The sequence below is a fragment of the Streptomyces sp. NPDC002156 genome, from assembly GCF_053593675.1.
The window spans coordinates 19,697-33,118 of the sequence record NZ_JBSFDA010000111.1 but is presented as its reverse complement, the minus strand read 5'-3'; the positions used below and the strand labels follow the sequence as shown (position 1 = coordinate 33,118).

Sequence of the window (13,422 nt, the reverse complement as noted above, 5' to 3'; positions counted from 1 at the left end):
GGGCGGTCGTTCTTGGGCAGGACGTAGGGGGCGCGGGTCATCGACTCGACGCCGCCCGCGAGGGCGATGGAGGCGTCGCCGAGGGCGATGGCGCGGGTTGCCTGGATCACGGCTTCGAGGCCGGAGGCGCACAGGCGGTTGACCGTGACTCCGGGGACGGAGGTGGGCAGGCCGGCGAGGAGGGCGGCCATGCGGGCGACGTTGCGGTTCTCCTCGCCGGCGCCGTTGGCGTTGCCGAAGTAGACGTCCTCGATGCGCGAGGGGTCCAGGCCGGGCGTACGGGCGAGGAGTGCGCGGATGGCGTGGGCGCCGAGGTCGTCCGGGCGCACCGAGGAGAGGCCGCCGTTGTAGCGGCCGATCGGGGTGCGGACGGCGTCGACGATGTAGACGTCCTTGAGACGGCTCACGCTGCTCATGGCTGGATCTCCTCGGTGAGCTCGTCGGGGATGCGGACCTTCGCGGCGGTCTTCGTCACGATCTCCTCGGCCGTGACACCCGGCGCGGTCTCGACGAGCACCAGCCCGTCCGTGGTGACATCGAGAACACCCAGATCGGTGATGACCCGGTTCACACACGCCTTGCCGGTGAGCGGGAGTTCACACTGCTCCAGGATCTTCGGAGAGCCGTCCTTCGCGGTGTGCGTCATGACCACGATGACCGTGCGGGCCCCGTGCACGAGGTCCATGGCGCCGCCGATCCCGGTGATCAGCTTGCCCGGGATCGCCCAGTTCGCGAGGTCCCCGCCCGCCGAGACCTGCATCGCCCCCAGCACGGCCACATCGATGTGCCCGCCCCGGATCATCCCGAAGGACAGCGCCGAGTCGAAGAAGGAGGCGCCCGGCAGCACGGTCACCGTCTCCTTGCCCGCGTTGATCAGGTCGGGGTCGACCTGGTCGTCGGTCGGGTAGGGGCCGGTGCCCAGGATGCCGTTCTCCGACTCCAGAACCACCTCCACCCCAGCCGGAAGATAGTTCGGGATCAGCGTCGGCAACCCGATCCCCAGGTTCACGTACTGCCCGTCCTCAAGCTCACGGGCGGCACGGGCGGCCATCTGTTCACGTGTCCAGGCCATCAGCTGCTCACCGTCCGCTGCTCGATCTTCTTGTCGGCCGCCTGCCCGGGCGTCAGCGCGATCACGCGCTGGACGAAGATGCCCGGCAGGTGCACGGCGTCCGGGTCGATCTCGCCGGGCTCGACCAGTTCCTCCACCTCGGCGACGGTGATCCGGCCGGCCATGGCGGCGAGCGGGTTGAAGTTCCGGGTGGACTTGTTGAAGACGAGGTTGCCGTGCCGGTCACCCTTGGCTGCCCTGACCAGCGCGAAGTCGGTGCGGATACCGCGCTCCAGCACGTACTCCGTGCCGTCGAACTCCCGTACCTCCTTCGGCGGTGAGGCCAGCGAGACGCCACCGGAACCGTCGTAGCGCCAGGGCAGTCCGCCCTCGGCGACCTGGGTGCCGACGCCGGCCGGAGTGAAGAAGGCGGGGATGCCGGCGCCGCCGGCGCGCAGCCGCTCGGCGAGCGTGCCCTGCGGGATCAGCTCCACTTCCAGCTCACCCGCCAGATACTGGCGGGCGAACTCCTTGTTCGCACCGATGTACGAGCCGGTGACGCGGGCGATGCGGCCCGCCGCGAGCAGTACCGCGAGACCCGACTCCATGGCACCGCAGTTGTTGGACACCACCGACAGGCCCGAGACCGCGCGCTCGTACAACGCCTGGATCAGCCCGTTCGGCACACCATTCAGCCCGAAACCACCCACCGCGAGCGACGCACCGTCCGGCACATCAGCCACCGCCTCCAGGGCCGTGGCGACCACCTTGTCCATCCGTGAAGCCCCATCTCTTCCGAGCGTCTTCCAAGCGTGCTCTGTGCGTGTTCCGTGCGCGATTACTCAGGGCACTGAGTATTTCGGCGAGGTTTCCCTCACGCTGCCACTCGCTGGTCATGCCGTCAAGAGGTGCGGGAAAACAGCAGGTGGAGGCCGTATCGACAAGCTGGAGACAGGGTGGGCGTCGGGCTGTATCGTCAGTACACCAACGAAATTCTGCGCGCTCAGGCAGACGACCCCAGGAGCGGACATGGCCGCGGTGGACCTCTCCACCCACCCCGGGCACCTCGCCCGGCGACTGCAGCAGGCGCACTACCTGCTGTGGAACACGATGGTCTCCGAGGAGATCACCTCACCGCAGTTCGCGGTCCTGAACGCGCTGGTCGCCGAACCCGGCATGGACCAGCGCACGGTCGGGGAGCGGGTGGGCCTCGACCGGTCCACGGTCGCCGAGGTCGTCAGCAGGCTCGGCCGCCGGGCCCTCATCGACAAGGTGCGCGACCCGGAGGACGGCCGCCGCTCCCTGCTGCGCCCCACGGACGACGGTGTGCGCACCCACCGCAAGCTGACCGTGCGGACGGCCCGGATGAACCAGGTCTTCCTGGCCCCGCTCTCCGCCGCCGAACAGGCCGTGTTCCTCGACCTGATCCAGCGCGTCGCCGACGCGGCGGAAGGCCTGCGCAACCCGGCGGAACCGCTCGCCTCCCAGCGCTGACCTGGTTCCCTCCCTGCCACCGGGTCCGCTCAGCGGACCTGGAACGGATACCGTGCAGGGCGAGACCGCCGCCCGGACCATGGGACGGCCGGTCCGGAGCCGAGGAGGAACAGGAATGGCAGCCGGAGCATCCGGGGCAGGGGCCGCGACCGAGTCCGAACCCGCGGGGATGCGTACCGTCCAGCGGGCCATCGACATCCTCGGACTCTTCGACGAGGTCCGTCCCGCGCTGACCATCCGCGAGATCGTCAGCGCCTCCGGGCTGCCGAAGACCACCGTGCTGCGCCTGCTCCAGACCCTGCGGCTCAACGGACTCCTCTGGGTCGACGAACACGGCCGCTACATCGCGGGCCCCGCACTGCTGCGCTGGTCCCGGCTCGCCGAACAGGCCTGGCGGCTCCCGGTCACGGCCCAGGCGCTGCTGCGCGAGCTCGCCGCCGAGCACAAGGAGACCGTGCACCTGTACGTACGCCGGGACATCCGCCGGGTCTGCATCGCCCAGGAGGAGGGACCGCAGGCGCTGCGCCAGGTCGTGCGCGTGGGCGACGAACTCCCGCTCTGGGCGGGCGGCGTGGCCAAGGCCCTGCTCCTCGACGCCCCGGACGCGCTGCTGCTCCGGGTCGCGGAGGCCTCACCGTACGGCGCCGGACATCTGACGACCCTGCGGCGCTGGATCGAGGAGGCCCGCGACCACGGTTACGCCGTGAGCCACGGCGAGCGCGAGGAGGGCCTGTCGGCGGTGGCTGTTCCGGTACGGGGGAGGAGCGGGGCCGTGGTGGCCGCGCTGTCCTTCGGCGGGCCGAGCACGCGGTTCACGGAGGAGCGGGTGGCGCGATTCGCGGGGGCGCTGCGTGGGGCGGCGGGGGAGTTGGGGCGGGCGGGGTTGCCGTTCGAGGCGTGAGGCGGCGGCAGTTGGCGATGCGGGGTGATGTGGTGGGCGATCTGGTGAGTTCGGGTCCGCTGGGCGGACCAGTAGCTCCACTGTGCGGATCGCGGGGTTACCCTGGGAGTCCGCACAGCACGCCACCCGGCACGGAAGGCGAACCCCCGTGAGCCCGACCCTCGTCACCCGGCCCCCGCACACCCCCGCCGACTGGTGGGTCACCGCAGACCAGGCCCGCCGCACGGCGCAGGACGGTCTCGCAGACGCCGCGACGGCGCCCGACCTGCTGCGTACGCTCGCCGAACTGGACCGCGCCCGCCGCGCCTCGCTCGTCGCCGCCGGAGCCGCCGCCGAGGCCCTGCTCGCCGCGGGCACCGGCTGGCCGGCGATTGCGGCGGCCCTCGGTTTCGCCTCGGCCGAGGAGGCGCGGGAGGCGCTCGGCGCCGCCAGGGCGGACGCGGGGTCGGCGATCGAAGAACGCCTCGGCCACCGCGCCTGAACCGTAAGGGGACTTGGTCAGGTGCTCATGAGCGGAACGGGGATTTGGCTAGGCGCTCCTGAAGCCGTCCGGGGACTCGGTCAGGCGCTCCTGAGTCGTCCGGGGGACTCGGTCAAGCCGTCGCGAACACCACCCACACCTGCCCCTTCGCGAAGTTCACCGGCGTGCCTTCCGCCGTCGTGAAGTCCGTCCCGTCCGTTGCCGTCCCGCGCCGCCACTCCACCTCGAACACCCGCCCGTCGCGCAGGACTTGGGCCCGGCCCGAGCCCACGGTCTGGGTGTACGGGGAGTTGTTGCCGAGGACGTCGTGGAACCGCGACTCGCGCACCTTCACGTACTGCACGACGACCGTCGGAGTGGCGAGGCGCTTGCCGTCGGTCGCGAGGGTCGGGGTGCCGTCCATCGACACCAGCCAGCCGTGCCGGTCCGCGGCCCAGGTGAACGCGAAGCGCGCCGACGGGAAGCGAACGGTGCGCGACTTCGTCGGGGTCCCGCCCTCGGGGGCGGCGCCGTACCGGAAGCCGGTCGTCAGCGCGGCCGCTCCGGGCACGGCGTCGAGCAGCCGCTGCGGTCGCAGGTAGAGGTTGTGCGGCGCCACTTTGCCGACGCCCCGGTAGTAGGCGCCGGAAGCGGCCGACGACGGTGACTCGGCGTTCAGCGGCGCCTTGTCGATCAGCGGCAGCAGCTTGCCCTGGGCGCCGGAGAAGGCGAGCGTCGGCTTCTGGAACTGGCGGAGCAGCTCCAGGTCCGACTCGCGTGCGCTGCGTACCGGCCCGACGGCCTTCGGCAGCCGCGTCGCGTACACCGCCATCAGCCGGCTCAGACCGCCCTCGACCTGCTCGGCGTACACGATGTCCGCCGCATCGAGGCCCGTCTGGGGACGGGCCGCGCGGACGTTGTCGATCTTCACGGCGAGGGCCGAGCCGACGCTCATCGGGTCGTGCCCCTCGGATTCGCGCTGGTCGGGCTCCTGGCTGCGGCTGTCGGTCTGCCCGCGCCCGTCGTCGGAGGGGCGGTCGCCCGAGGTGCAGCCGGCCATCAGGGAGGCCGTCACCGCGGCGGCCGCCACCAGCGCCGCCGTGGCCGTTCCGCGGCGCTGTGTGCGTGCCGTTCGCGCGATCTGTCGCATGTCCACCGTCGCCACCAGTCCGTATCTCTACGATTGTGCGCTTATCTGTTCATTGGTGGCCATACCCGATTGATCCTGATCGCGCGCGGCGAAGGGGCCGAACGACCCACGGCTGAGGTCCCCCGGGGTTGGCCTCAGTCTTCCGGGCCGAGGATCTCCGCGAGGTCGTACCCCACCGGCTCCTCCAACTGGTCGTACGTGCAGCTGTCGGCCGTACGGTCCGGGCGCCAGCGGCGGAAACGGGCCGTGTGCCGGAAGCGCACGCCGTTCTCCATGTGGTCGTACGCCACCTCGGCCACCAGTTCGGGCCGCAACGGGATCCATGAGAAGTCCTTCTTCGCCGACCACCGGCTTGGCGCCCCCGGCAGCCGCGAGGCCTCGTGGGCCGCCTCGTCCGCCCAGGCGGCCCACGGATGTTCGCTCACGTCCGCCAACCGCAGCGGCTCCAGCTCCTCGACGAGTTCGGCGCGCCGCTTCATCGGGAACGCGGCGCTCACCCCGACGTGCTGGAGGGTGCCCCGGGCGTCGTACAGCCCGAGCAGCAGCGAACCCACGATCGGCCCGCTCTTGTGCAGCCGGTACCCGGCGACCACGACATCGGCCGTCCGCTCGTGCTTGACCTTGAACATGGCCCGCTCGTCCTGTCGGTAGAGCAGGCTGAGCGGCTTGGCGATGACACCGTCGAGCCCGGCCCCCTCGTACTGCTCGAACCATTGCTGGGCCACCTCGATGTCGGTGGTCGCCGGCGCCACATGCACGGGCGCGGTCACGCCGGACAAGGCCATGGTGAGCAGCGCGCGCCGGTCGGTCAGCGGAACGTCGAGGAGCGACTCGTCGGCCAGTGCCAGCAGATCGAACGCGACGAACGAGGCGGGCGTCCGCTCGGCCAGCGTCCGCACCCGGGACGCGGCCGGGTGGATCCGCTCGGTCAGCGCATCGAAGTCGAGCCGCCCACCGAGCGCGATCACGATCTCCCCGTCCAGCACGCAGCGCTCGGGCAACCGCTCCTGCAGGGCCGCCACCAGCTCGGGAAAATACCTGGTCAGAGACTTTCCGGTGCGGCTGCCGATCTCGACCTCGGCCCCGTCCCGGAACACGATGGCCCGGAAGCCGTCCCACTTCGCCTCGTAGTGCATGTCCGGGGGAATCTTGGCGACGGACTTGGCGAGCATGGGTTTTACGGGGGGCATGACCGGGAGATCCATGGTTCGATTCTGCGCGCCCTCGACCGTAATCGCCCGGTATGCGAGCTTCATGCGGGACGCCTACCGTGGCTCCCATGGGCGAAGCGGTGGAGCTGGAAGCGTTCGGGCGGACGGTGCGGCTGTCCAGTCCGGGCAAGGTCTTCTTTCCGGAGCGAGGGTTCACCAAGCTCGATCTCGCCCAGTACTACCTCGCGGTCGGCCCCGGCATCCTGCGTGCGCTGCGTGACCGGCCCACGACCCTGGAGCGGTACCCGGACGGGGTGGCCGGCGAGAACTTCTTCCAGAAGCGGGCGCCCAAGAACATGCCCGACTGGATTCCGACCGCTCACATCACCTTTCCCAGCGGTCGCAGCGCCGACGAGATGTGCCCGACCGAGGTCGCCGCCGTGCTGTGGGCCGCCCAGTTCGGCACCCTCACCTTCCATCCCTGGCCGGTGCGGCGCGCCGATGTCGACCGGCCCGACGAGCTGCGCATCGACCTCGATCCGCAACCGGGAACGGATTACGGCGACGCCGTCCGTGCCGCGCACGAACTGCGGGCCGTGCTCGACGAGTTCGGGGGGTTGCGCGGCTGGCCCAAGACCTCGGGCGGGCGGGGGCTGCATGTCTTCGTGCCGATCGAGCCGCGGTGGACGTTCACGCAGGTGCGGCGGGCGGCGATCGCCGTCGGGCGGGAGTTGGAGCGGCGGATGCCGGAGCAGGTGACGACCAAGTGGTGGAAGGAGGAACGCGGGGAGCGGATCTTCGTCGACTACAACCAGACGGCGAGAGATCGCACCATCGCTTCCGCCTACTCCGTACGGCCTCGGCCGCACGCCCCTGTCTCGGCGCCGTTGACGTGGGACGAGGTCGGCGACGCGCAGCCCCGCGACTTCGACCTCGCCACCATGCCCGGACGGTTCGCCCGACTCGGCGACGTCCACGCCGACATGGACGACCACGCCTTCTCCCTCGACGCCCTGCTCGAACTCGCCCGCCGTGACGAACACGAGCACGGACTCGGCGACCTGCCGTATCCGCCGGAGTACCCGAAGATGCCGGGTGAGCCCAAGCGTGTGCAGCCAAGTCGGGCCCGGAAGGAATGAGTTCGCCGACTTGGCTGCCACGGAGATCGTCTAGATCTCTCTGAATCTCCCTCCCGTCACAGGTCCTTGATCCGGATGTCCCGGTACGACACCACGTCGGTCGTGCCGTGGACCTGGAGGCCGATGTATCCGGACGCGAACCGCCTGCCGTCCGTGCCCGGGTCGTCCGAGCGCGGTGGGGTGAAGTCCTGGCCGCCGATGTTGTCGAACTCGTTGATCAGGACGCCGTTGCGGTAGATCGAGTAGTGCTGGTCGACCACCCGGATCTCGTAGTCGTTCCAGGTGCCCTTCTGTGTGACACCCGCCCCGGCGAGCCCCACGCGGTCGAAGCCGTAGACGGAGCCGGTCTTGTACATGTCGCCGTCGGGCCGGTCGAGCACCTGCACCTCGTGCCCGTACTTGATGGCGACCCACTCCGGGCGGGCCTCCTCCGGGTGGTCGTGGACCCACGGGAAGCGCACGAACACACCGGAGTTGGCGTTGCCCGTGCCCGGTGCGTCGTCACGCCACTGGAGCTTGAGGGAGAAGTCGCCGTACTTCCGCTCCGGGAACCACAGCATGCCCAGACCCCCGACCGAGGTGCCGCTGGTGATCGACCCGTCGCCGTTCGGCGCGAACGAACCGCCGCCCACCTGCTGCCACTTGGCGAAGGACTCCGCCGTACCGTCCAGGATCGTGCGGTAGCCCTCGGTCTGGCCCGGCTTGCCGATGCCGGACTCTTGGGCCGCCTCGTCGATCGCCGCGTCCTCCCGTTCGTCGATGGCACCGTCCTTGAAGAGCTGGTCGAGAACGGTCCGTACGTGCTTGAGGAACAGCGCGTGGGACGTCCACTCCCGCTCGTCCTCGATCAACTCGCCTACCCGGCACCGGTTGTTGGTGACCCGGTTGGGCACACCCGAGTCGACCGTCCCGACGATCACTGTCAACCGCTCGTCGTACTCGGGGCAGTTGGGCGCCGGGACTCCACCGCCCGCTGCAATCGTCAGGCTCACCGAGCGGGCGTCGCTGGTGTTGCCCGCCTTGTCGCTCGCCCGGTACGTCACGGTGTGCGCGCCCGCCCGGTCGACCACCACCGGCGCGGTGTACGCCAGATAGGGCCCGCCGTCGAGCGAGTACTCGACCGTCGCGACACCCGAACCGCCGTGGTCCGTGGCGCTGACGGTCACCTTGGCGTTGTTGACGTAGGCGCCGTTCGCGTTCCGGGTGCCCTCGACCGTCACCCCGGTCACGGGCGGAGTCGTGTCCTCGGCGGGCTGCGCCACGACCGTGAACGCGACGCTCTTCTCGGCGGAGACGTTGCCCGCCTTGTCGGTGGCACGGTAGCGGACGGTGTGACTGCCGACCTGATGCACCATCACCGGCCCGGTGTACGGCTGCCAACTCCCGCTGTTCACCGCGTACTCGACCGTGTTGACCCCGGACCCGGTGTCCGACGCGGAGACGGTCACCGTCGCCATGTCGAGATACGCCCCGTCCGGGTTCTGCTCGCCGCTCACCGTCGCGGAGGTCTCCGGCGGCGCCGTGTCCTCCGTCGGCGGCGGCACCACCGTGAACGCGACGCTCTTCTCGGCGGCAGCGTTGCCCGCCTTGTCGAACGCCCGGTAGCGCACCGAATGGTCGCCGACCTGGTCGATCACGACCGGGGTGGTGTACGGCTGCCAGGCGCCGTCGGCACCGATCGCGTACTCGACCCGGTCGACCCCCGAACCCTCGTCGGTCGCGCCGATCGCCACACTCGCCGAACCGACGTACTGGCCCTGCGAGTTCTGCGCCCCGGTGACGGTCGCCGAGGTCTCCGGGGCCGTCGTGTCGGAGCCGGTGCCCTCCTGGACCACGAGGATGCCCTGCATCTGGCCGTGGCCCGGGATCGTGCAGTAGTAGCGGTAGCGGCCGGGGGTGAGCGTGACCTCGGCGGTGTGCCGGCCGTCCTGGTCGTCGTTCGGGTTGGCCAGGATGTTGAGCGGCACGTCGTTGTTGTACTCGGGGTCGACGACGTCGAACGTCAACGTGTGCGGCATTCCCATGGTGTTGCCGGTCGCCGTGCTGTTCTCGAAGACGATCGTCGTCGCGCCCGCCACGGCGGTCGTGGGCGCGGAGTTGTACTTGGTGATGTCGTCGCCCGCCGTCCAGGTGAGGACCTGAGCGGCTGCGGGCTCGGGGGCCGGATCGTCAGCAGTACGCGCTCCCGCCGCCGACGTCAGTCCGAGGACCATCAACAGGGACGCCAACAGGGCCGTCCAGAGGTGTCTGCGTCCGCGTGTCACTCCGCTGCTCCCCTCGCGAGATCGCCGACCGCGGGCGTCGGGCCCCCGCCGGTGTAAGTGACCCGCCACAGCGCCGACTTGGCGTCCGAGGTGAAGAAACCCCGGCCGTAGTCGAGGACGTACAGCGTGCCGTCGGGACCGAACTTCCAGTCCATGAGGTTCTTGATGCCGTCGTTCCCGATCGGCACGATCTTCTTCAACGACTCGGAGTGGACGGGCAGTCCGCCGTCGCCCTGGGTCTTCGGATCGGTGAGCACCGCGTTGCGCGGCTGGTCGGCGTCGTAGAAGTCGCCCACGAACCACTTGCCGTCCCAGTAGGCCGGCCACTTGGTCGTGCTCGCGCTCGCCGCGTCGTAGCGGTACACCGGGCCGTTCATCGCGGCCTGGCCGCCGCCCTTCAGCCACGGCAGCAGATACGTGCTCTCCGCCTGCTTGTAGGAGGGGATGCCGTTCGCGTCGCGCGGGAAGTCGGGGGCGCCGCCCTGGGGCGAGTACCAGATGTTGTTGCCGGTGATGGGCGGCAGGTTGACCAGACCGTCGTTGTTCGGCGACTCGTTCTTCGGGTGGTCGCAGTCGTACCAGCCCAGCGGCTTCGACGGGTCGGGCAGATTGCGGTCACGATAGGGCTGCTTGTTGCCCATGCAGTACGGCCAACCCCGGTTGCTCGCCTTGGTGATGACGGCGAACGTGTCGTACTTCGCCGGACCCCAGGTCGTCGACGGCGCGCTCGCGTCCGGTCCGACCCAGCCCGCGTACAACGTGTCCGTCGTCCTGTCGACGGCGATACGGGCCGGGTTCCTGACCCCCATCACATAGATCTCACCGCGGGTCTTGCCACCGCCCTCGTCGGTCTCCTGGCCCGTGAACAGGTTGCCCTGGGGCAGCGTGTACGTGCCGTCGGCCTCCGGATGGATGCGCAGGATCTTGCCGTTGAGGTTGTTGGTGTTGCCGGCGGTGCGCCGGGCGTCGGCGAACGACACCCCCTTGTAGGCGGGTTGGGGGTTGTTGCCGGAGTAACCCTCGCTGAACTGGCTGGAGTTGTTGTCACCGGTGGCGATGTACAGATTGCCCTTGGAGTCCCAGGCCATCCCGCCGCCCGAGTGGCAACAACTGTGGATCTGCACCGGCCACTTGAGCAGCACCTTCTCGCTGTTCAGGTCGAGCCGGTTGGTGGTCAGGTCCAGCGTGAAGCGGGAGACGTACCGCTCGGCCATCCTCGTGTCACGGTTGATCCGCGAGTGGGGCGTGTAGTGGAGATACACCCAGCCGTTGCGCTCGAAGGACGGATCCAGCTCGATCCCGAGCAGCCCCTCCTCGACCTTGATCAGCTCGTCCCCGCCGCCCTTGTTGCCGAAGACGCTCAACTCGCCCGCCAGAGTGACCTTCTTGGTCCTCGGGTCGTAGACGTGGATCTGTCCCTTGCCCTTGCCGATGTTCGGGTTGTTCCAGTCGGTGATCACCGGCTGGGAGGAGTCGGCGCCGCCCCGGCCGATGTAGAACACCCGCCCGTCGGGCGCGGTCACCAGCCCGTGCGGCTCACCGATCTGGTCGTTCTGCCCCGCCTGGTTGGGCTGCGTCAGCCGCTCCGCCTTGTAACTGGCGTTGATGGTGGCCTTGCAGTCGGCCTGGGCCAGCCGGGTCGTCCACAGCAGCGCCCCGCGCAGATGGGTACGGAAGTCCGTCTCGTCGTACGACGACACCGTGCCGCCCATCGCGGTGTAGAAGGAACGTCCGCCGTCGTAGTCACGGCACCAACTCACCGGGTGGTCCCAGCCGTTGGCGCTCGCACCGGGCGTGTACGTCGACTCGCGCACCCGGGCCACGGTGTGCACCTCGCCGGACGGGTTCTTCACCCAGTTCAGCCACTGGTCCGGCCGCTTCCACTGCACCGGCAGATCCTTGGTGGCCGGATGCCGACGGTCACCGACCTCAACGGTCGCCCGCTGCACGGCCGTTGGGCTCGTGGCCGCCGGTCGGGCGCCCACCAACCCCGTGAACCAGTCGGAGTACGGTTCCGCCCGGGCCGCGTCATGGACACCGACGAAACCGCCGCCGGCCTCCATGTATGTCTCCAGCCCGGCCTCCTGCTCCGGGTCGAGGACGTCACCGCCCCCGGTCAGGAAGACGATCGCGTTGAAGGTCCCGAGTCGGGCCCCGTCCGTGAACACGGAGGCGTCGCCTGTGGCTTCGACCTCGTAGCGCTGTTCCACCGGGCCGGACAGCCCGATCCGCTCGATCGCCTCGATCCCGGCGTTGACGACCGGCGACTCGTCCCCGGCCGCCGCCGAACCGTGGAAGACCAGGACACGTACACCGCTGCCGCCGGGCGGCGACTTGACGGACATCGTTGTCACTGACGGGTCCGGGGCCGGCCGCGCACTCGCGGCGGGCCCCGACAGCAGCCCGGCGGTGACGACCGTGGCGGCGACGGTGGCCGCCCAGGTTCGTCTCCGCCCGCTCAACCCTCGTAAGGCCATAGGTTTTTGATGCGATGTGAACCGCACGTGGTCACCCACCCCTCTTCGGTCACAGCAAACGCCAAGGAAGCTAGACCTCTTTGGGTGGCTCGCCAAGAGGTATGACCGGGATGGCACGAACTTTGTCCTGAGTGTGGATAAACGAGTGACGGGCCGCTACCGTCTCAGCGGTTCCTCTCGTTCCCGCTGCGCATCTTCCTTACCAGGGTGGGGAGTTCGGCATGGACAGACGTGACTTCAACCGGCGTGTGCTGCTCGGTGGCGCCGCCGTCGCGACATCGTTGTCGGTGACTCCGGAGGCCGGCAGCGCGACCGCCGCAGCCGCGTTGCCCCCGAGGACCGCCCCGGCCGGCGGCGAGGTACGGCACATCCAGCTGTACGCCGAGCGGCTCGCCGACGGGCAGATGGGCTACGGCTTCGCGAAGGGCACCGCGTCCGTCCCCGGCCCTCTGATCGAGCTGAACGAGGGCGACACGGCGCACATCACGCTGGAGAACACGACGGACGTGGCCGTGAGTCTGCACGTCCACGGCTTGGACTACGAGATCTCCAGCGACGGCACGAAACTGAGCCGCAGCGAGGTCGAGCCGGGCGGCAGCCGCACCTACACCTGGCGCACCCACTCCCCGGGCCGTCGTACTGACGGCACCTGGCGGGCGGGCAGCGCCGGTTACTGGCATTACCACGACCATGTCGTCGGCACCGAACACGGCACCGGCGGCATCCGCAAGGGCCTCTACGGCCCGGTGATCGTCCGGCGCAAGGGAGACATCCTCCCGGACACGACGTACACGATCGTCTTCAACGACATGACCATCAACAACCGGCCCGGCCATCAGAGCCCCAACTTCGAGGCCACGGTGGGAGATCGCGTCGAGTTCGTGATGATCACGCACGGCGAGTACTACCACACCTTCCATATGCACGGTCACCGCTGGGCGGACAACCGCACCGGCCTGCTCACCGGCCCCGACGACCCGAGTCAGGTCCTCGACAACAAGATCGTGGGCCCGGCGGACTCCTTCGGCTTCCAGGTGATCGCGGGGGAGGGGGTCGGCGCGGGCGCGTGGATGTACCACTGCCATGTGCAGAGCCACTCGGACATGGGGATGGCGGGGCTGTTCCTGGTGAAGAAGACGGACGGGACGATTCCCGGGTACGAGCCGCACGGTGCGGCGAGTGCGGCGGGCGCTACGGGTGCTTCGGGTGCTGCGGCGGACGGGGCGGGGGAGTCGCAGCTGTCGCACGAGCACTGACCTGTCGCACGAGTACGCACCGGGTCCGAGAGCGCTCTCATCCGGTGCCCGGCCGGGACTATCCTGATCGGCAACCCGC

The 13,422-nt window shown here is 69.7% G+C and carries 12 protein-coding genes; 5 read left to right on the top strand and 7 right to left on the bottom strand.

What is annotated here, in order from left to right; translation table 11 throughout:
- From ACWCRB_RS33870 to ACWCRB_RS33860, 3 genes are all read right to left on the bottom strand, one after another.
- Positions 1-416 (bottom strand): thiolase family protein (locus ACWCRB_RS33870; protein ID WP_450999708.1); only part of this gene is annotated, 416 nt, incomplete at its 3' end.
- The gene (locus tag ACWCRB_RS33865) at positions 413-1,072 is read right to left on the bottom strand and encodes a CoA transferase subunit B (protein WP_450999707.1); all 660 of its coding nucleotides are present in this window, start codon (positions 1,070-1,072) and stop codon (positions 413-415) included. The genes ACWCRB_RS33865 and ACWCRB_RS33870, both read right to left, overlap by 4 nt.
- Entirely contained in the window at positions 1,072-1,827 is a 756-nt protein-coding gene (locus ACWCRB_RS33860) for a CoA transferase subunit A (protein WP_450999706.1), read from the bottom strand. The genes ACWCRB_RS33865 and ACWCRB_RS33860 overlap by 1 nt, the downstream gene beginning before the upstream one ends.
- A gap of 253 nt (positions 1,828-2,080) precedes the next feature.
- On the opposite strand from ACWCRB_RS33860, the gene ACWCRB_RS33855 reads away from it, so the two are divergent.
- The 3 genes from ACWCRB_RS33855 (at position 2,081) to ACWCRB_RS33845 (ending at position 3,927) form a co-directional block, all read left to right on the top strand.
- The gene (locus ACWCRB_RS33855; protein ID WP_369031033.1) at positions 2,081-2,545 is read left to right on the top strand and encodes a MarR family winged helix-turn-helix transcriptional regulator; all 465 of its coding nucleotides are present in this window, start codon (positions 2,081-2,083) and stop codon (positions 2,543-2,545) included.
- Between the two features lie 115 nt (positions 2,546-2,660).
- Positions 2,661-3,446 carry an IclR family transcriptional regulator gene (locus ACWCRB_RS33850; protein WP_450999705.1) on the top strand — a complete coding sequence of 262 codons (786 nt, stop codon included), beginning with the start codon at positions 2,661-2,663 and terminating at the stop codon, positions 3,444-3,446.
- A 148-nt stretch (positions 3,447-3,594) separates the two neighbouring features.
- Positions 3,595-3,927, top strand: coding sequence for a hypothetical protein (locus ACWCRB_RS33845; RefSeq protein ID WP_450999704.1), 333 nt, complete (start codon positions 3,595-3,597; stop codon positions 3,925-3,927).
- A gap of 112 nt (positions 3,928-4,039) precedes the next feature.
- On the opposite strand, the gene ACWCRB_RS33840 is transcribed toward ACWCRB_RS33845, so the two are convergent.
- Together ACWCRB_RS33840 and ACWCRB_RS33835 are read right to left on the bottom strand one after the other, a co-directional pair.
- Positions 4,040-5,056: a DUF3048 domain-containing protein gene (locus ACWCRB_RS33840; RefSeq protein ID WP_450999703.1), complete on the bottom strand. Its 1,017-nt coding sequence runs from the start codon at positions 5,054-5,056 to the stop codon at positions 4,040-4,042.
- A 134-nt stretch (positions 5,057-5,190) separates the two neighbouring features.
- Positions 5,191-6,261, bottom strand: a complete 1,071-nt coding sequence (locus ACWCRB_RS33835; RefSeq protein WP_450999702.1) for an ATP-dependent DNA ligase — start codon at positions 6,259-6,261, stop codon at positions 5,191-5,193.
- Between the two features lie 74 nt (positions 6,262-6,335).
- On the opposite strand from ACWCRB_RS33835, the gene ligD reads away from it, so the two are divergent.
- Positions 6,336-7,346 (top strand): non-homologous end-joining DNA ligase, encoded by a 1,011-nt coding sequence (ligD, locus tag ACWCRB_RS33830; RefSeq protein ID WP_450999701.1) that lies wholly within the window; start codon positions 6,336-6,338, stop codon positions 7,344-7,346.
- A gap of 56 nt (positions 7,347-7,402) precedes the next feature.
- On the opposite strand, the gene ACWCRB_RS33825 is transcribed toward ligD, so the two are convergent.
- Entirely contained in the window at positions 7,403-9,559 is a 2,157-nt protein-coding gene (locus tag ACWCRB_RS33825) for an OmpL47-type beta-barrel domain-containing protein (protein ID WP_450999711.1), read from the bottom strand.
- A 47-nt stretch (positions 9,560-9,606) separates the two neighbouring features.
- Complete coding sequence (locus tag ACWCRB_RS33820; protein ID WP_450999700.1) at positions 9,607-12,087, bottom strand: ThuA domain-containing protein; 2,481 nt, start codon at positions 12,085-12,087, stop codon at positions 9,607-9,609.
- A 221-nt stretch (positions 12,088-12,308) separates the two neighbouring features.
- On the opposite strand from ACWCRB_RS33820, the gene ACWCRB_RS33815 reads away from it, so the two are divergent.
- On the top strand, positions 12,309-13,343 hold the full coding sequence (locus ACWCRB_RS33815; protein ID WP_450999699.1) for a multicopper oxidase domain-containing protein: 1,035 nt from the start codon (positions 12,309-12,311) through the stop codon (positions 13,341-13,343).
- The last annotated feature ends 79 nt before the right edge of the window (positions 13,344-13,422 follow it).